The following is an 18,504-nucleotide window of genomic DNA, read 5'->3' as shown; positions in this document are numbered from 1 at the left end:
GTTTAGCTGCGGTTTATATCGTCGATTAAGCGTTTTGCTTCGCGTCGAATTTCGTCGCTTCCATCTACAATGGCTTCTTCAAGTAACTTTTTCGCTCCTTGAGCGTCGTTCATTTCCATGTAAATTTTAGCAAGATCCAGTTTTCCTGCAGCCTCTGCATTTGAGTCAACATCTTCACTGCCAATATCACCGATAACATCAGGGAAATCATTCAGACCAACATCAAGCTTCAGCGAGTCATCAATCTCTTGTGCTTCTTCGGCGTCCACTTCCGCCATCAGTTCATCAATGGTTCGGAACTGGTTTTCTCGAGGATTGAAATCATCGAGTGATTGTTGGTCTTCCCAATTTTCATCAAGAACTTGAGCTTGCTCTGGAAGGTTTTCTTGAGACCAAATGTCTTGCTCTTCTTCTGGAATATCATCACTGATTTGCGCTTGTTGATCATCAGACAGTGTAAATCCATTCCAATCTTCTCCACCCACTTCCAACATAGCGTCGATGTCCATACCAGCACTATCTGACGTTGTCGCATCAATTGGGTTATCAAATGAGAAACTTGCCGTTTGGTTCTCTTCTGTATCGGAGAGCAGCTCATCAAACGCTTGTTCATTGAACTCGCTTTCAGACAAACCTTCAACCGATTCTGTTGCGTCTTCCAAATCTGGAAGTTCAATATCATCAAGATTGAAGCTTGTATCATCATCTTGCTCAGAGAGTTCTTCACTGCTCTCACTGAACATATCCGCAAGTGCGTCTTGCTCGTCGTACTCAGGAAGATCGAGATCGTCTAGCTCAATGGCTTCATCGACAGACTCAGCGCTTGGCTCCAAGTCCGATTGCTCTGCCGCTGGTAGCTCTGGCTCTGACGCCATATCCGCTAGCGCCTCTTCTTCGCTGTATTCTGGAAGATCGAGGTCATCTAGTTCAATAGATTCGTCAACAGGCTCAGCGCTTGGCTCCACATCAGCTTGCTCTGCTGCTGGCAACTCTGGCTCTGACGCCATATCCGCCAGCGCGTCTTCTTCGCTATATTCAGGAAGGTCGAGGTCGTCTAGTTCAACGGCTTCATCGGCAGGCTCAACGCTTGGCTCCAAGTCCGATTGCTCTGCTGCTGGTAACTCTGGCTCTGACGCCATATCCGCCAGCGCATCTTCTTCGCTGTATTCAGGAAGATCGAGGTCGTCTAGCTCAATAGATTCGTCAACAGGCTCAGCGCTTGGATCCAAGTCCGGTTGTTCCGCCGTTGGAACCTCTAGCTCTGATGCCATATCCGCCAGCGCATCTTCTTCGCTGTATTCAGGAAGATCGAAGTCATCTAGTTCAATGGATTCATCAGCAGGCTCAACGCTTGGCTCAACCACCGATTGCTCTGCTTCAGGAAGCTCTGGCTCTGACGCTATATCCGCCAACGCGTCTTCTTCGCTGTATTCAGGAAGATCGAGGTCGTCTAGCTCAATAGATTCATCAACAGGCTCAGCGCTTTGCTCCAAGTCCGGTTGCTCTGCCGCAGGAATCTCTGGCTCTGACGCCAAATCCGCCAGCGCGTCTTCTTCGCTGTATTCAGGAAGATCGAGGTCGTCTAGTTCAATGGATTCATCGGCAAGCTCAGTGCTTGGCTCCAAGTCCGACTGCTCTGCCGCTGGCATCTCTGTCTCTGACGCCATATCCGCCAGCGCGTCTTCTTCGCTGTATTCAGGAAGGTCGAAGTCTTCTAGCTCAATGGATTCGTCAGTAGGCTCAGCGCTTGGCTCCAAGTCCGATTGCTCTGCCGTTGGCATCTCTGGCTCTGACGCCATATCCGCTAGCGCGTCTTCTTCGCTGTATTCGGGAAGGTCTAAATCGTCTAGCTCAATGGATTCATCGGCAGGCTCAGCGCTTGGCTCTAAGTCCGGTTGCTCTGCTGCTGGCATCTCTGGCTCTGACGCCATATCCGCCAGCGCGTCTTCTTCGCTGTATTCAGGAAGGTCAAGATCGTCTAGCTCAATGGATTCATCAACAGACTCTGCGCTTACATCAGAAGACGGCGCTTCTTGTGACAATGATGCAATTGAGTCTTCCTGAGCAATCGCTTGTTCCGGTTCATCGACTAACCAGTCATCATCTTGCGGAATACCAAACTCGTTTGGAATCGCTTCTGGCATTGGCGGACGACTTTCGTCCACTTCTGGAGTCTCTGGAGTCTCTGGAGTCTCTGGAGTCTCTGGAGTCTCTGGAGTCTCTGGAGTCTCTGGAGTCTCTGGAGTCTCTGGAGTCTCTGGAGTCTCTGGAGTCTCTGGAGTCTCTGGAGTCTCTGGAGTCTCTGGAGTCTCTTTAGATGGTGCCTGTGCTTGCTCTTGTTGTGCAAGTGTATCTTCTTGCTCTACAGCAATGTTTTCTTCGCCGCTAACAGGCAGAGGCTCATCTAGCCCCTTGTGCAATTCGTCTTCCTGCTCAAGGCTTGGTTGGGTATCCTGAGGGGATTCAACTTCATCAATCGCAGCGGTCAGCCAATCGTCGTCCTCATCGTTGCTTGATGATACGTCGACATCTTGTTGCTCATTGGCTAACTCATCGATGGTCGATTCGTCATCGTTTGCTAATGCTTGTTCGATGGTGTCAAAGTCTGGGCTTTCAACTTCTTCTATCGCCGCCGTTAGCCAATCATCTTCTTCATCTTCTTCATCTTCTGGCTCTGGCTCTGGCTCTGGCTCTGGCTCTGGCTCTGGCTCTGGCTCTGGCTCTGGCTCTGGCTCTGGCTCTGGCTCTGGCTCTGGCTCTGCAAGTGTTTGTACGTCATCCGACAAATCAACAGAAATGTCATCCAGTTCAGAGCTTGGTTGTGTGTCAACAAGGTCATCGAGGTCGAGCTCATCCAGAAGAGGGTCGGCTTCAGGGGCAACACTCAACATGTCATCCATAAAGTCTTGGCTAGAGAAGTCTGCAGAGGTCTCTAACGTTTGTGGCTCTTCATTCAACGGCTCGAGGCTATTCTCAGAATCAGCTTCAGAGTCAATCTGCGCAGTTTCATCTAATAAACTGGCAATATCAGACTCATCAAGTGATTCATCACTTGCCTCAGGTTGTTCGTTATCTAATAAGTAGTCTTCGGCGCTTAGATCTTGATCCTGCTCTGCAGGAACCTCTTCTGCCAGAGGTTGCTCTTCCAACGCTTGTGGTTGGCTCGCTTCGGTGATGTCGGCTTCAGGCTCAGGTTGCGCATCGTCTTGTAGATTCTGCTTTTCAATCTCAAGCAACTCTTCAAATAGATCGGTTCCTTCATCACCTAACGACTCTTCTTCATCTGCACTGTCAAAAAGTTCGTCAAGTAAGTCTGTACTATCATCAAGCGAGCTCGACTCTTCACTGACTGCATCGGCACCAATCAGCTCATCTAACTCACTATCAAGATTAAACTCGTCACTCTCTTCAGACTCATCAATCAACTCATCCAGCAGGTCGGTGCTTTCAGTGTCAATGGCCGATTCGTCATCATTGAGGCCGATCAGTTCGTCAAAGAGGTCTTCACCTTCCAACTCTGAAGCTTGTGGTTTTGGCTCTTCAACGTTATCCGCCAGCAACTCATCAAGAAGATCTGTGCTATTTTCATCAATCGCAGTGGTCTCTTCCTCAAGCATCTCATCAAGGAGAGCCGTTTCATCGATTGAATTGGCTTCAAGTGTTTCTAAGTCGGCCTGTGCTTCCATCTGAGCGAAAATATCGTCGATCTCACTATCGGAGGCCAAACTCGGCTCTTCTAGCGATGTTTCATCTTCATCACTAAGATCGAAGTCGTCCCCTTCATCTAGCAAATTATCGAAATCTAGACTTTCATTGCCGTCATCTTCGATCTCACTGAACAGATCATCCAACATTGATTGGTCAAGACTGCCGCCATCAAGCTCTTCCGACTCACCGTCTTCCGCAAGCAATGAGTCGAGCGCTTCTTGCGACATATCGCCTTCATCAGAGAGATCGAAACCTTCGTCATCTCCGTCATCGATCACGACTTCGTCCAGCGCACGCTCCATCTCTTCTAGACCGAGCGCTTTGTCGTCGCTGTTGACACTGATGCCGCTAGAGCCCATATCACCATCAGTGAGGGATTCATCTAGATCCCCATCGTCACCGATACCCGCGAATGGGTCATCGCCGTCCTCACCTTCTAGGTTGAAATCTAAATCGCTATCGTCCAAATCAGCAAAGACATCATCTTCGTCCGACTTACCTAATTCACCTTCATCACCAAACAAGGCTTCATCGTCATTTGAGTCGCCGAACAGATCGTCATCGAGTAACAAATCATCATCGATGTCTTCATTCATCGTTTCCGCGGCAACCGGAGCAACAGTTTGAGGTTGCGGAGTTTCTTGCTGAGCCTCTGGCGCACTCTCATCTTGCTTATTACGACGGCCAAGTAGCATAACTACTAACAAGCCGATAAGTAGCCCAGGAATGATTGCGAGCGCAGCCACCAACCAAGTGTTGGAGAAGAATTTATCGAGAGACGAAGGCGCCATTTTTTGCTCTTCCGCAACACGCATTCTCTCTGCTTCTAGCAGTTTTTCGACTTCGTTGCGGATGCGTTCTTCATCACCGAGCTCGTCTTTAAGTACATCAACTTCTGACTGAACCTGCGCTAGCATTAATCGAAGCTTGTGGTTCTTTTCTTCTAGCGCCATTAGCTCGCCTTCGGAGCTTTCTAGTTGGCGCTCTAGCGTATTGACCTGCGCGGTCTTTTCCTGCTGAGCAATTTTCTCAAGTGGCGTTTCAGGCTTTGTCTCAACAGCGGCGTCAGTCTTTGGTTGAGTAGAGGTGCTAGCCTCAGCAACTGGAGCTTTAGGTGCACTCGGTTGAGCCGCCGTTGGCGTTGAATTTGGAGTAACTTGCTCTAATCGAGCTTTGTGCGCCGCCATAACATTAACGGCTTGCTGAGTGGAAACGCCTTGAATCTGCGCTAGTGATGGAACACGCAGTGTGCTACCTGGTATGAGTTCATGGATGTTCTGGTTGTCAAACGCTTGAGGGTTAAGTTGGAAAATGGAATAAAGCGTTTGTTGAATTGAAACAGACGTATTAGGGCGCAGTTGAGTAGCAATTCCCCATAAGGTTTCTTGCCCTGTTGTTGGGCCATAGAAAAGAGAAGGCTCTGCACTGCGCAGGCCATTAGATACAGACTCAGAGAATTGAGGAGACGATTGGATCTCGCCATTCGGTCCCTTTAGGCGGATACTCTCTGCGCTTACGATAGATGTTTGAGTCACGGCAACCATTGCGAGTGGCAATAGTAGACGCTGTAGAAGTCGACGCATATAAGGCTCAGCTATGTGCTCAATTAATTTAAATATACAGTGATCTGTTAAATATATCGGATAAAGCGGGCAAAACTATAGATATAGAACCAAAAAATGTGTGGCTAAAGCGATAATCGCAGTAATCTCACACAATTTTTCTTTAATCGATTAAAAAAGCCTCACACAATGGTGAGGCTTTGACAATCGTATCAATATGCAAATCAGTAGTAATCGCGGATCAGCACTTCTGCAATCTGCACGGCATTGGTTGCCGCACCTTTACGAACGTTGTCAGCAACCACCCACAAGTTCACGCCACTGTGATGGCTGATGTCGTTGCGAATACGACCAACCATTACGTGATCTTTACCGCCTGCATCACGCACTTGCGTTGGGAAATCTTCCCCTTGGAATACTTCAATACCGTCAGTATTTTCAAGTAAGTTGATCACTTCTTGAGCATCAATTGGCGCACAGGTTTCTAGGTGAATGGCTTCTGCATGACCGTAGAAAACCGGCACACGAACGCACGTTGGGTTCACTGTGATAGCTGGATCGTTGAAGATTTTTTGCGTCTCCCACACCATTTTCATTTCTTCACGGGTGTAGCCGTTCTCCATGAACTGATCGATTTGTGGAATACAGTTAAATGCAATCTGTTGAGAGAACTGATTATTTTCTGCTGGCATACCGTTCAACAGTTTTGCTGTTTGTCCTGCAAGCTCATCAATACCCGCTTTGCCAGCACCAGAAACAGATTGATATGTCGAAACGTTGATTCGCTCGATACCTACTGCATCATGGATTGGTTTTAGTGCCACCAGCATTTGGATGGTTGAGCAGTTCGGGTTAGCAATGATATTGCGGTTACGAAACTCGGCGATCGCTTCTGGGTTCACTTCTGGAACAACAAGCGGGATATCGTACTCGTAGCGGAACTGCGAGGTGTTATCAATCACGATCACACCTTCATCTGCGGCGATTGGCGCCCATTTTGCAGATAGCTCACCGCCTGCAGAGAATAGGGCAATGTGCGCTTGAGACCAATCAAACTCTTCGACGTTTTGTACGCGAACTGTCTTACCATTAAAGCGGTAGGTCTTGCCTTCGCTACGTTCACTGGCTAGAAGAAAGATCTCACCGACAGGGAATTTGCGCTCTTGCAGCACTTCCAAAATTGTTTCACCGACCGCACCGGTCGCACCTAAAACGGCAACATTATACTGTTGGCTCATTGACTTACCTCAACCTGAAAACCTAATTTAGCCAGTGGTGCTAAGTTGCATGACTCATCACCGACTAGCGTGACCGCGCTGTACTCTCGACGATCCCAGTAATTTTTACGCATCAGGTCAAACGAACCTGGCTTACTGATTTCTCGACGGAACAAGGCGTCATCTTTGCGCACATCATAGATTAACTGCGTGATGTTGTGCAGCGTTGCTTCATCCCACGCTCTGTCCAATACCATAGTAGGGACAGGCGCGGTTGGCAGTAAATCACTGGCATGCGCATGTAATTCGTTGTTTAAGAACTCGCAGTAACTATTAAAGATCATCGTCGTACCGCGAGCTTTCCCTTCGAGGCCATAGCCTGCAACATGGGGGGTTGCGAATGCTAGCAGAGGCAGAAGCTCCATATCAACCTCTGGTTCGAATTCAAATACGTCCAGCGCTGCAATAAAGCCATCATTTCGCTGTAAACGCGCTTTCAACGCAGCGTTGTCGACCACTGGACCACGGGCCGCATTGATCAGAATCTGATCGCCACGCAGTTGCTCTAAACGCGCCGAATCAAGAATATGGTGAGTTGGATACTCACCATCACGAGTGATCGGAGTGTGCAGAGTGATGATGTCAGCTTGCTCCAACAGGGTATCAAGCTCAGTAAATTCACGTGGGTCGCCCGCTGCCTGTTTAGGCGGATCGTTGATCAATACATTTAAACCGATACCTTCAAGGCATTGCTGAAGGTAGCTTCCCACTTGTCCTGCACCAATGATACCTATGGTTTTATCAAATACAGAGAAACCATGCTGCTGAGCCAATACCATCATCACGCTAAACGCATATTCAGCCACGCCAACTTTATTGCAGCCAGGTGCCGCCGTAAAAAAGATGCCTTTCTCTGTCAGCAAAGCTTGGTCAACGTGATCCATACCTGCGGTTGCGGTACCAACAAACTTCAGTTTATTGGCTTTAGAAATGAGCTCGGCGTTAACTTTAGTGACTGAACGAATCATCAATGCATCGACATCAATCAGATCATCGGCGGTAAGTGTTCGACCAGGCTTTAAGACTACCTCACCAAGCTGACTAAAAAGCTGCTCGGCGTAAGGCATATTTTCATCGATAAGGATTTTCATGACTTTAAATGCGCGACTTTCATGTGAAGTGTAAAAAATTTATTTGATTGTGCAGAAAAGCACTCACGGTGTCGAGGTGATTGTTGAGCAGAAAGAAAAATGCCCGGCATTAAGCCGGGCAAAGTTCCAGAACAAAAGGATCCTGACCCGCTCTCCATGGGTCAGAGTCTGCGTCTGTTCGACCAGTACTAACAAAAGAACCAGTCAGCTCTGGAAACTGGATTGCCGAGATAACTCAGCAAGTTCAGTTAGCCTTGGTACTTCTTGATAACTAGAGTTGCGTTAGTACCACCAAAACCAAAACTGTTAGACATTACTGTGGTCAATTCTACATCGCGTTTTTCTGTCACGATATCAAGACCTTGAGCAGCTTCGTCTAGATTCTCGACATTGATACTTGGTGCAACGAAGTTGTTGTCTAGCATCAGTGTTGAGTAAATTGCTTCATGCACGCCAGCCGCACCTAGCGCGTGACCTGTCATTGCTTTTGTTGCAGAGATTGCAGGGCTGCTCTCACCGAATAGCTCTTGGATAGCACCAAGCTCTTTCACGTCGCCAACCGGCGTTGAAGTGCCGTGAGTGTTGATGTAGTCGATACCGTCAACGTCTTGCATTGCCATCTTCATACAACGCACCGCACCTTCGCCTGATGGCGCTACCATGTCGTAGCCATCAGAAGTCGCACCGTAGCCCACGATCTCACCGTAGATTTTCGCGCCGCGAGCCAATGCGTGCTCTAGTTCTTCAACCACTAGCATACCGCCGCCACCGGAGATAACGAAACCATCGCGGTTTGCATCGTACGTACGAGAGGCTTTCTCAGGCGTTTCGTTGTACTTAGTCGACAGTGCACCCATCGCATCAAACATCATGGTTTGAGACCAATCTAGCTCTTCACCACCACCTGCAAATACGATGTCTTGTTTACCAAGTTGGATAAGCTCCATTGCGTGACCAATACAGTGAGCAGACGTTGCACACGCAGAGCTCATTGAGTAGTTAACGCCACGGATTTTAAATGGAGTTGCTAAACAAGCAGAAACGGTCGAAGACATTGTACGAGGTACCATGTAAGGACCTACACGTTTCACGCCTTTCGCACGCATTGTATCTACTGCCAGTGCTTGGTTTAGCGCAGAAGCACCACCAGAGCCTGCAACGATACCTGTACGTTCGTTTGATACTTGCTCTTCAGACAGGCCAGCATCTTCGATTGCTTGCTGCATGGATAGGTATGCATACGCAGCCGCATCACCCATAAAGCGCATCTGTTTGCGATCAATGTGCTCAGCAGGATTGATTTTTAGATCACCCCAAACTTGAGAACGAAGACCTTGCTCTTTGAACTGCTCAGAGGCAGTAATACCAGATTTACCTTCTTGTAGAGACGCTAAAACTTCTTCGACGTTGTTACCGATACTTGAAACAATACCCATACCGGTGATTACGACACGTTTCATTATGACATTCCTATAATTCTAAAATCCGCTAGATAATAACTAAGTTACCCCGGAAAAGTGGTCAGCTTTCCCATAAATCCGTACAATCGCACCAACTTTATTGCCTTTATCACAAAAAATCAGACGCTATGACCTCGATTACCAATGCACAACTTGGCTGGAATGACGCTGGCACCCCCGTTTCTGACCAATTTGACGATGTCTATTTTTCTAACGTCAATGGCTTAGAAGAAACTCGTTACGTGTTTTTACAGCAAAATCATCTGCCACAACGTTGGCAAGAATTTGACCAACAACGCTTTGTGATTGGTGAAACGGGTTTTGGTACTGGGCTTAATTTTCTGGCTGTTTGGCAATGGTTCAATCAATTTAGGCAGCAAAACCCGCAAGCTCCACTAAAAGAGCTGCATTTTATCAGTTTTGAGAAGTACCCCCTAAGTAAAGCCGATCTCATCAAAGCGCATCAAGCGTGGCCAGAACTTGCAGAGCTCGCTCAGAAACTTCAACAGCACTACCCTATCGCAGTACCAGAGTGTCACCGCATCGTGCTTGAAGATGGCGCGATCACCCTCGATTTGTGGTTTGGTGATATCAAAGACTGCATGCCCAAGGTTCCAGTCACGGAAAGCGGCATTATTGATGCTTGGTTCCTTGATGGCTTTGCGCCAAGCAAAAATCCGGAAATGTGGAACCAAGAACTATTTAACGGCATGGCTAGCTTAGCTAAAGAGAACTGTAGCTGCGCGACGTTCACCGCCGCTGGTTTCGTACGCCGAGGATTGATCGAAGCCGGTTTCGAGATGAAAAAGGTCAAAGGTTTTGGCACTAAGCGAGAAATGATTGCGGGTACGTTGAACCAACGAGTGAAAAACAGCAACATCAAGCCTTGGTTTGCTCGTAGCCAGAGTAGTAAAGCCGAATCGATTGCTATTATTGGTGGTGGCATCGCCAGCGCGACCCTCGCCACAACGCTGATTCGCCGTGGTAAATCTGTCACTCTGTACTGCCAAGATGAGGAGCCTGCACAAGGGGCATCAGGCAATCGACAAGGTGCCGTTTATCCATTACTGAATGGCTCACACAGTGGCGTTTCTCGCGTTTTTGCACCTGGTTTTCTTTTTGCACGTCAGTTCGTAGAGCAAACTGCAGAGCACATTGATTTTGACCATGATTGGTGCGGCGTCACACAGTTGATGTGGGACGAATCATCAAGCAAAAAACTCGATAAGATGCTCGAAGGCAATTTTGACGCCCAACTCATCCATAAACTCTCCCCTGAGCAAACCAGTGAAGTGATTGGATTGCCCATTGATATGTCGAGCGTTCACTACCCGCTCGCAGGGTGGTTGTGCCCATTCCAACTAACCCAAGGGCTTTTCTCCCATTTATCGCAAAGCGATCAGTTCACTGCGTATTTTGATTGCAAGGTTGACTCTTTAAAGTGGGACGAAGAGACGCAAGCTTGGATTGTTGTCTCGAGAGACAACACCTTCCAACACGACGCAGTAGTGATTGCTAATGGCCATCAATTTAACGAACTGATGCAAACGGCCAAAGTGCCACTAGGGCAAGTCAAGGGCCAAGTTAGCCATATACCAACCACGGATGCTCTAAAGAATCTGAAGACTGTACTGTGCTACGACGGGTATATGACACCGGTTAATCCCAATAACGGACACCACTGCATTGGCGCGAGCTATGATCGTTCAAATTTAGACAACCAATTTGATCCTGTCGCTCAACAGGAAAACGGCGACAAGCTTCGTCACTGCATTCCAAACCAAACTTGGCCACAAGAGGTCGATACTACCAGCAACCAATCGCGCCAAGGTATTCGCTGCGTCAGTCGTGATCACTTACCGTTTGTTGGCAACGTTGGCCAGTTCGAACAAATCTTGGATACGTATCAGGATTTAAACCAAAAACGCGACGATCACATTGAACCCGTTCCTCAGTACGACAACTTGTTCTGCATACTTGGGTTAGGCTCACGCGGATTGAGCTCAGCTCCGTTAATGGCTGAAACGTTGGCTTCGCAAATCTGTGGAGACCCGCTTCCCTTGCCTGTCGATGTATTGGAGCAGTTGCACCCAAGTCGAATGTGGGTGCGAAAACTGAAAAAAGGCAAAGCCATTACCGAGCTGTAATTCCCAGCTATCGGAAACCAAAAAGGAACGCACTTCGCGTTCCTTTTCATTACTAATAGAGCTGTTTACGCCAGCTGACTTACCGCTTGTTTTATCTCGGCTGCAATCTCTGGATTGTTGATGCTACCTGTTTCAAAGTCGAAGTTGTCGTAGAAGCTTGGTACGGAAACCGACGCTTTCACCTCTGCACCAAAATAAGGAGCTGAAGCGACTGCCGCGGCCAACACCGTTTGCGCGCCACCAGGACCTGAAGAGGTCGCTAAGTACACCACTGGTTTGTTTTGGAACACACTGCGATCGATACGACTAGCCCAGTCAAACAAGTTTTTGTACGCCGCTGGGTAGTAACCATTGTGCTCGGCGTATGAAACGACAATTGCGTCCGCTTCAGCTAAATCTGCCAAAAACTGTTGCGCACCCTCTGCTTGGCCAATTTCTTTCTCTTTGTCTTCGCTAAACATAGGGACATCATAATTATTGATGTCGAGAACTTGAACTTCTGCGCCTTCTACTTGTTGAGCAGCATAGGTTGCTAGTGCTTTGTTGATTGAAGTTGAACTGGTTGATGCGCCAAATGCTACGATTCTCATGATGTCTATCCTGTCTCTTGGTTTGTGTGACTAGATTATCGAGCGAGCGAAAGACCAACAAGCGCAAAAATAGAAAGGGGTTGTTCGAAAAATTCGAACAACCCCTTATTCAATACAATTCTGCCCGGCATCACGCCATGTTTGCAAGCTCTTGCCATAGATCATTGACGATGGTTCTGTCTGCTGGCGTTAACTCTGAGCGAGCCGCATCCAGACTTGCTTCAATACGAGCTCGCAGCGTTTCAATATCATTGATGCCCTCTTCTTCACAAGCAGCAGCAGACAAGGAAATATGGCCTCGCAAGTAACCACCCGCGAACAGTTCATCATCTGAGGCGGAGGAAATTCGTGCGTCAATCAGCTCAAGAAGCTTCTCTTCAAATTCAATAATCATGGTGATGCGTTGCCTAAATCAGTTTGCGTCTCAAAAAGGATGATGAAGCTTCTCACATTGAGAATGTGAACGCAAACCCTATATACAGCAAGGCTTGAGAGTATGGCACGCTCTGTGCAGTTTCAGTGATAACCACACACCAGACCGAGGAAGTACAATGAAATTAAATCAGATCCTCCAAGGGTTAACGCTATTCTTAACCGCGCAAGGTTTCACCACGTACGCCAATGCTGAAACGCCTTTTACGGATTGCCCATCAGAAGCATTTCTTATTCAAAGTCCGTCAAGTGCGCCTGTCGCCTATGGCGTGAATATCGATTTGGGCAGTTACGTTGTTCTCGACTCTTCGTTGGGAGCTGACAAAATTAACGCGGTAGGGTACAGCCAGCATGATGACTTTATCTACGGTTGGGATTACGGAGCACAATCACTGACCAAAATTGACGCGAACTTTGTCAAATATCCGCTATCTATCAGCAAGCCAACAGGCGCTCCTGCTTCAATTTACGTAGGTGATGTCGCTTTGGATGAAAATGCTTGGTATGGCTATCGCCCGAACTACGGACTCTATAGGATCGATCTTGTCACGCAAGTAATGACGCTCGTCGCCAACTCAAGCCAATTTGGTAATCCAGCCATTTATGATCTCGCCTTTCATCCCGATAACGGCCTCGCCTACTCCATCGATGCGAACGGATATTTGTGGGAGATTGATGTTAACAGCGGCACATCAACGCGACTCAACCAAGTGTTAGACAAAGTCGAATTAGGATACAAATTGACGTTTGGCGCGATCTATTTTGATGTCGATGGCAATCTTTACGGAAGTAACAACAGTAATGGTTACATATTTCGGATAAACATCAACGGCAGTACCTCAAGCGCCGCCTTTTTCGCGTACGGACCATCAAGTAATTCGAACGATGGCGCGCGTTGTGCCCTCGCTCCGGTAGAACCGAGCATTTACACCGATTTCGGCGATGCCCCGGATAGCTATCAAACCTCTTACGCTCAGCTTGGGGCAAGACACGGTCTGTCGGATCTTAAACTCGGCGCATTAGTGGATGGTGAGTCAGATGGCAGCCCATACCCACTCAGCGATGATGAATCAGATGGCAGCAATGACGACGATGGTATCCAGTTTCCCGTCCCAGTTCAGATCGGACAAACCAGTAAAATCATCGCCACCGTTAATGGCGCAAGCAGTGATTCTGTCCTTAATGCATGGATAGACTTCGATCGAGATGGCAGCTTTGAAAGTAGCGAACGCATCATTAGCGATCTTAGTGTCAGTGACGGTACCAGTGACGTCTTTTTTTCAGTTCCGACGTGGGCAAATGTAGGGCAAACTTGGGCAAGATTTAGACTGTCTAACACATCGGGGATCGGTCCATCTGGCGGCGTTCCCGCAGGTGAGGTCGAAGATTACCAGATAGACATTACCGAAAGTGGTGTGGTCACGGAAAGCTATCCAACGGGCGCATCCCACGTCACCTTTGCTTATGAAGACCAGTACCCACTTGTCGGAGACTACGATATGAACGACGTCCTGATGAACGTCAAGTTCACCGAGTATCAGCTAGACGATCAGGTGATTCGACTTAAGATTGAAGGTCAAATCGCCGCATTAGGTGGGGACAACCGTTCAGGCTTCGCGATCCGCTTACCTAACGTTGCTCGCAGCGACATTAAACAAGACTCAGTTGTGTTGACGGTCAACAACGTTGAAGCAGAAGGCGCAGTGCTGGAAGAAGGTACAACAGACGCCGTTTTTATCATTCACGAAGACCTTTGGGACATTACAGAAGCTGGCGAAGCCGAAAACTGCACCATGTTCCGAACTCAAGTAAACTGTGGAACCAGCTATCGCCCAACTTGGCAGCTCACACTGTCGATGCAAAACGCGATTAGCACAGATGTGATGCCCGCGTTCCCTTATGACCCATTCATCTTTGCTGCACCTGGTCATTACTACGGCGATGTTGGTCTGGAAGTGTCTGGCGGCTACCCTGGGCGTGGACTCGAGATTCACCTTAAGAACAAAGCACCGACCAGTAAGTTTAATCCAGCGTACAAGTCCAAAGGCGTAGATGCATCGTCGGGAAGCACCCACTATCACGACGCTAACGGTCTACCTTGGGCAATCGAGATCCCTATCAGTTGGAAGCACCCGCTTGAAAGAGTCAACATTCTTGAAGCCTATTCTCAATTTGCTGGCTTCGCACAAGACAGCTCAGGCGGTACGTCTCCGACCTGGTACGCCAACTCAAACCTCAACAAAATTTATCAAGACTAAGGAGAAGCCGATGAACACGTTAACGAAACTTTACCTAGTCACCTGCTTCTCATTAAGTCTGACTGCCTGTGGTGGTGGTGGCGGCGGTTCTTCCTCGCCAAGCGCTGGAAGTTCTGGCGCAGCAACCCCTACACTGCAAGATCTTAAAATAGACAAAGAAAACACGCTTGAGTCGGTGTACCACTTGTCTGTGGATGTCGACCTCGCCGACCTTGATGGCAAACAAGCCTATATTGCGATTTGTGACAACAGCGCGGGTGAAGCAAACATTGACTATGACCAGTGTTTAATCAAAGCCAGCTTGAAACAAGGCAGTGGGCAGTTTGATCTTCGGGTTGCGAATCATTGTGATTCATTGGTGGCGGTCGTTTCCGTTATGGAGCAAGGGGTACCAGTCCGTTACTATCAACATCAGCATGATGGTCAAGCGAAGACGGTTTGGTACATCCAATAGGCTTAAACTTACTCGCCTATTTTCACAAAGAAGATACACAAAGAAGCCGCTCCAAGCGGCTTCTTTCTTTGAATTTACTGGACAACAAATTGATCAAGGGTCAACGGTGGTATCTGGTAAAAGTCTCTCAATGCATCCGATAGCATTTTGACTCGTAGAGGTATGCCTTGATCGAAAATCTTTTCCACTTCAGCATGCACTTTGGTCATGAACCCGATTCGGTCTGGCTCAAAATCGCCATTTAAGTTGTCGCAACTGACGCTAAACGGAAACCCAGCACTCATTGCGAGTATCCACTCATAGGCTTGCGGACGAATCTCTACTTTTTCAAACTCAGCTTGGACTTGCTCGGTACGTCCATCAGGCTCATACCAATAGCCAAAGTCTTCCAGTAACCGACGCTCAGGCCCTGCGACACACCAATGGGCAATTTCATGCAAAGCAGAGGCGTAAAAACCACGAGCAAAAATAATCCGATGATGGGGATGAGATTCATCGGCAGGCAGGTAAATGGGTTCGTCACCACCCAGTTCTAATTGGGTGTTGTACTCAGCCAAAAATGTACGGTTAAAAATGGTGATTAAGTCTTGATACTCGTGGGTCATAGCTTGATATTCGGTGATATTTACAGCGCGAGCATTGTCGCATGTTCTGTCTTCAATGCAAATCCCCACACAAATGATACTGGCATTAGAAAAAGTTATCGGATAAACGTTTTCGCGGTCACAAAAACTCATTCGTCACCGATCACATTTCCCACTACACTCACGCCTTAATTTATATGATGGCAGAAGCATAAATCTGCACGATTTAAGGCAACAACAATGTTACTCAGCGTTTTATATATCATTGGTATCACAGCAGAAGCGATGACTGGGGCTTTGAGCGCCGGTCGCAGAAAGATGGACTGGTTTGGGGTTATGTTGGTAGCCAGTGCGACCGCGATTGGTGGCGGTACTGTGCGTGATATTTTGCTGGGTCACTACCCGCTAGGTTGGGTGAAAAATCCTGAATTTTTGGCCATCACCTGCATTGCGGGCGTGCTTACCACTGGCTTGGCAAAATGGGTGATTAAACTGAAAGGTTTGTTTATCCGCCTTGATGCGCTGGGTTTAATTGTCTTTAGTATCATCGGCACTAAGATTGCGATGGGCATGGGACATCATGCGATGATTTGTATGGTTTCCGCCCTTGTGACCGGCGTTTTTGGTGGTCTTCTTCGTGACCTGATTTGTCGTCAAACCCCGTTAGTCCTACATGAAGAGCTCTATGCGTCAGTTGCCCTCGTTGCCTCTGGACTGTACCTTGCTCTGCTCGAGTTTGGCATCAATGATGTCACGGCCACCATATCCACCTTGGTCGTTGGCTACGTGCTGCGAATGGCGGCGGTACGATTCAAATGGCGTCTCCCTTCCTTCCAATTGGAAGCTGAGAGCTCGATTCATTGATTAAAAAAGGCTTGGAAACCCCAAGCCTTTTCGCTATTAGTTTAACGCTTTAATCAAGGCTATCTCTCGCTCAAGCTTGCGTTTTTCCCCCTCGGACGCATCAACCAACTGAGCTTCGCGAAGAGCCAACGCCTTTTGTTGCTCTTTCGCCGAAGTAAACAACCATTCTTTCACGTTGATCGAAGCAATGTTGGTGTATCGACCATCTTCACTGCTTGGCACAGAAATTTCGCCGCTATTGATCAGCGTCTTAACGATCTCGCGTTGTTCATTGTAGCTATCATCCAACCCGACAAGTTGCCAACGCTGTTGTGGTTTACCTTCATAAGTACCGTGCTTTTGCTCTGTTAAGTAGCGAATCGTCAAGTTGCGAATGGTGCCCTGCTCTTCACCATATTCCGCCTCTGTATCAAACAACACAGGGAACGAACGCCCTTCAAGTACACCGCCTTTTTTGGTCAGGTGACCCATACGATAGCTATTCATACCGATGCGCACATCACTCTTATCTGTAACGGCTGAACCGTCAGCAAATTTAAGGTCGGTAATGCGCTCTCCTTTTGGCTTGGTCAAGTCAATCTTGTACGTCACGCCAGCAAAAAAGTCATTGGTCGAGTATTTAGACGCTCGTCGCTCTGGATCAAAGCTGTAGGTTACATCCCCCGGTTTCACAGAGTTAAAGTAACCCGCAGACCACTCCATGTACGTTTTCAGCTCTTTACCCGTCATTTGGTAAACCGTAATTTCGCCGCCCGCATACTGGTAGTTGTAAGCAATGTCTTTCGCTTTGATAGGACCGACATCAAGCTCAGCGTTGTCGTTATCAATTTGCAGAGCAATCACATTCGCCTTTGGTGCGTAATGGAAGCTCGCTTCTTGGAACAAAGCACTGATACCTGTATCTTGAATATGTACCTGAGGGATACCGCGGATTTCATTTTCAGGAACCAAGTCGACGCCCGTTAACTCAGCAACCTCTCTGTTAGCCATCTCTCTTAAACGCTTATGATATGGCTGATACAGCGCCTCCATTTTCTCGTCGGAGTCGATACCTTTGATTTTGTAGGTAAAGCTGTCTTTGTTGACGAGGGTGAACTGGCCATCTCGCTCCTCAAATTGTAAATCGACACGAGAGAGCGCTCGACCATATTTATCTGGCTCTGTGATGATCACGCCATTGACCACTGCCTTATCAATGCGGGTATGCATGTGACCTGCGACGATGGCATCAAGCTCTGGGTTGGCATTAGCAATATCAGTCACGCCGGTATTGGCGATATCGTTTTCATTGTCTAACCCCATATGTGCGACAAGTACGATGGCATCAACCTTGTCATCAATTTGCTCAATGACTTTTTTCACTTCTAGCGTTGGATTAGTAAACGTTACGCCTTCGAGACGATTCGTCCCTTCTGCAAACACTTGTGTCATCGGCGTATCCATCCCTATCACACCAATTTTGATGCCTCCGCGCTCAATCACTGTGTAACCTGGAAGAAATGGATTGCCGTCTGGACGTTTGATGTTTCCACCTAGCGACTGGCCTTTAAACTGCTTTAGTGAACGATTTAACACGCTCAAGCCAAAATCAAACTCGTGGTTGCCTAATACCCAAACATCGTATTTCATTTCGTTGAAACCAAGCATCATTGGGTCAACAGGTTCATCTTTGAATGTCTCGACAAAGTTGCCTTGAATGGTGTCACCTGCGTCAACAAGAATGGTGTTTGGTTGCTCTGTTCGAATCTCTTTCACCTTGGTTGCTATCTGGCTCAAGCTGCCACGCATGTTCAGTTTGTCCGCAGCGTAATCCCACGGCATGAAATGACCATGTAAATCAGAGGTACCAAGGATCGTGACTTGGTGAATGTCGCCGTCTGCGGCTAACGCGGGAAAAGAGAGCGATAAAAAGATCGCGCTGGATAGTAGGGTCTTCTTCATTTGCATTATTCATTATGTTGTTAATAAACAGCATGAATACTATTAACTTAACCACACCTCAAATGTGATTTAATTCACCTAAAAACATCCCTGTAACATTCAATTGCACGCATATGAGAGAGAACGCTTACATTCA

The 18,504-nt window shown here is 47.7% G+C and carries 12 protein-coding genes; 4 read left to right on the top strand and 8 right to left on the bottom strand.

The genetic code is table 11. The features are described from left to right. Nucleotides 1-2 precede the first annotated feature (2 nt). The 4 genes from ACUALS_RS04595 to fabB all read right to left on the bottom strand — a co-directional run bounded on the left by ACUALS_RS04595 (nt 3) and on the right by fabB (nt 9,098). Nucleotides 3-5,291 (bottom strand): FimV/HubP family polar landmark protein, encoded by a 5,289-nt coding sequence (locus ACUALS_RS04595; RefSeq protein WP_454448959.1) that lies wholly within the window; start codon nt 5,289-5,291, stop codon nt 3-5. 203 nt (nt 5,292-5,494) lie between these two features. Continuing rightward, complete coding sequence (locus ACUALS_RS04590; protein WP_038190124.1) at nt 5,495-6,508, bottom strand: aspartate-semialdehyde dehydrogenase; 1,014 nt, start codon at nt 6,506-6,508, stop codon at nt 5,495-5,497. Continuing rightward, complete coding sequence (locus ACUALS_RS04585; protein WP_039477388.1) at nt 6,505-7,638, bottom strand: 4-phosphoerythronate dehydrogenase; 1,134 nt, start codon at nt 7,636-7,638, stop codon at nt 6,505-6,507. Before ACUALS_RS04585 ends, ACUALS_RS04590 begins: the two co-directional genes overlap by 4 nt. 248 nt (nt 7,639-7,886) lie before the next feature. Further along, nucleotides 7,887-9,098, bottom strand: a complete 1,212-nt coding sequence (gene fabB / locus ACUALS_RS04580) for a beta-ketoacyl-ACP synthase I (protein WP_039484595.1) — start codon at nt 9,096-9,098, stop codon at nt 7,887-7,889. A gap of 128 nt (nt 9,099-9,226) precedes the next feature. Between fabB and mnmC the strand changes: the two genes are divergently transcribed. Beyond that, nucleotides 9,227-11,245 carry a bifunctional tRNA (5-methylaminomethyl-2-thiouridine)(34)-methyltransferase MnmD/FAD-dependent 5-carboxymethylaminomethyl-2-thiouridine(34) oxidoreductase MnmC gene (mnmC, locus tag ACUALS_RS04575; protein ID WP_454448958.1) on the top strand — a complete coding sequence of 673 codons (2,019 nt, stop codon included), beginning with the start codon at nt 9,227-9,229 and terminating at the stop codon, nt 11,243-11,245. A gap of 65 nt (nt 11,246-11,310) precedes the next feature. Here mnmC and ACUALS_RS04570 read toward each other — a convergent pair whose 3' ends face one another. Together ACUALS_RS04570 and ACUALS_RS04565 are read right to left on the bottom strand one after the other, a co-directional pair. Further along, a complete protein-coding gene (locus ACUALS_RS04570) occupies nt 11,311-11,835 on the bottom strand; it encodes an NADPH-dependent FMN reductase (RefSeq protein ID WP_454448957.1) in 525 nt (174 codons plus the stop codon). Nucleotides 11,836-11,965: 130 nt separating this feature from the next. Beyond that, entirely contained in the window at nt 11,966-12,229 is a 264-nt protein-coding gene (locus ACUALS_RS04565; RefSeq protein ID WP_005471697.1) for a YfcL family protein, read from the bottom strand. Nucleotides 12,230-12,386: 157 nt separating this feature from the next. Here ACUALS_RS04565 and ACUALS_RS04560 point away from each other — a divergent pair, with 157 nt between their 5' ends. Together ACUALS_RS04560 and ACUALS_RS04555 are read left to right on the top strand one after the other, a co-directional pair. Further along, nucleotides 12,387-14,525: an LruC domain-containing protein gene (locus ACUALS_RS04560; RefSeq protein WP_454448956.1), complete on the top strand. Its 2,139-nt coding sequence runs from the start codon at nt 12,387-12,389 to the stop codon at nt 14,523-14,525. A gap of 10 nt (nt 14,526-14,535) precedes the next feature. After that, nucleotides 14,536-14,979, top strand: a complete 444-nt coding sequence (locus ACUALS_RS04555) for a hypothetical protein (RefSeq protein WP_454448955.1) — start codon at nt 14,536-14,538, stop codon at nt 14,977-14,979. A gap of 74 nt (nt 14,980-15,053) precedes the next feature. Here the strand turns inward: ACUALS_RS04555 and ACUALS_RS04550 are convergent, their stop codons facing one another. Continuing rightward, nucleotides 15,054-15,584 carry an elongation factor P hydroxylase gene (locus ACUALS_RS04550; protein WP_039477436.1) on the bottom strand — a complete coding sequence of 177 codons (531 nt, stop codon included), beginning with the start codon at nt 15,582-15,584 and terminating at the stop codon, nt 15,054-15,056. A gap of 219 nt (nt 15,585-15,803) precedes the next feature. On the opposite strand from ACUALS_RS04550, the gene ACUALS_RS04545 reads away from it, so the two are divergent. Then, a complete protein-coding gene (locus ACUALS_RS04545) occupies nt 15,804-16,427 on the top strand; it encodes a trimeric intracellular cation channel family protein (RefSeq protein WP_005471875.1) in 624 nt (207 codons plus the stop codon). Between the two features lie 36 nt (nt 16,428-16,463). On the opposite strand, the gene ACUALS_RS04540 is transcribed toward ACUALS_RS04545, so the two are convergent. Continuing rightward, the gene (locus ACUALS_RS04540) at nt 16,464-18,368 is read right to left on the bottom strand and encodes a bifunctional metallophosphatase/5'-nucleotidase (RefSeq protein WP_454448954.1); all 1,905 of its coding nucleotides are present in this window, start codon (nt 18,366-18,368) and stop codon (nt 16,464-16,466) included. Nucleotides 18,369-18,504 lie beyond the last annotated feature (136 nt).

The organism is Vibrio sp. NH-7 (genome assembly GCF_053643215.1).
Note: the sequence above shows the minus strand (reverse complement) of the source record. Positions and strands in the feature narration are given on the sequence as shown.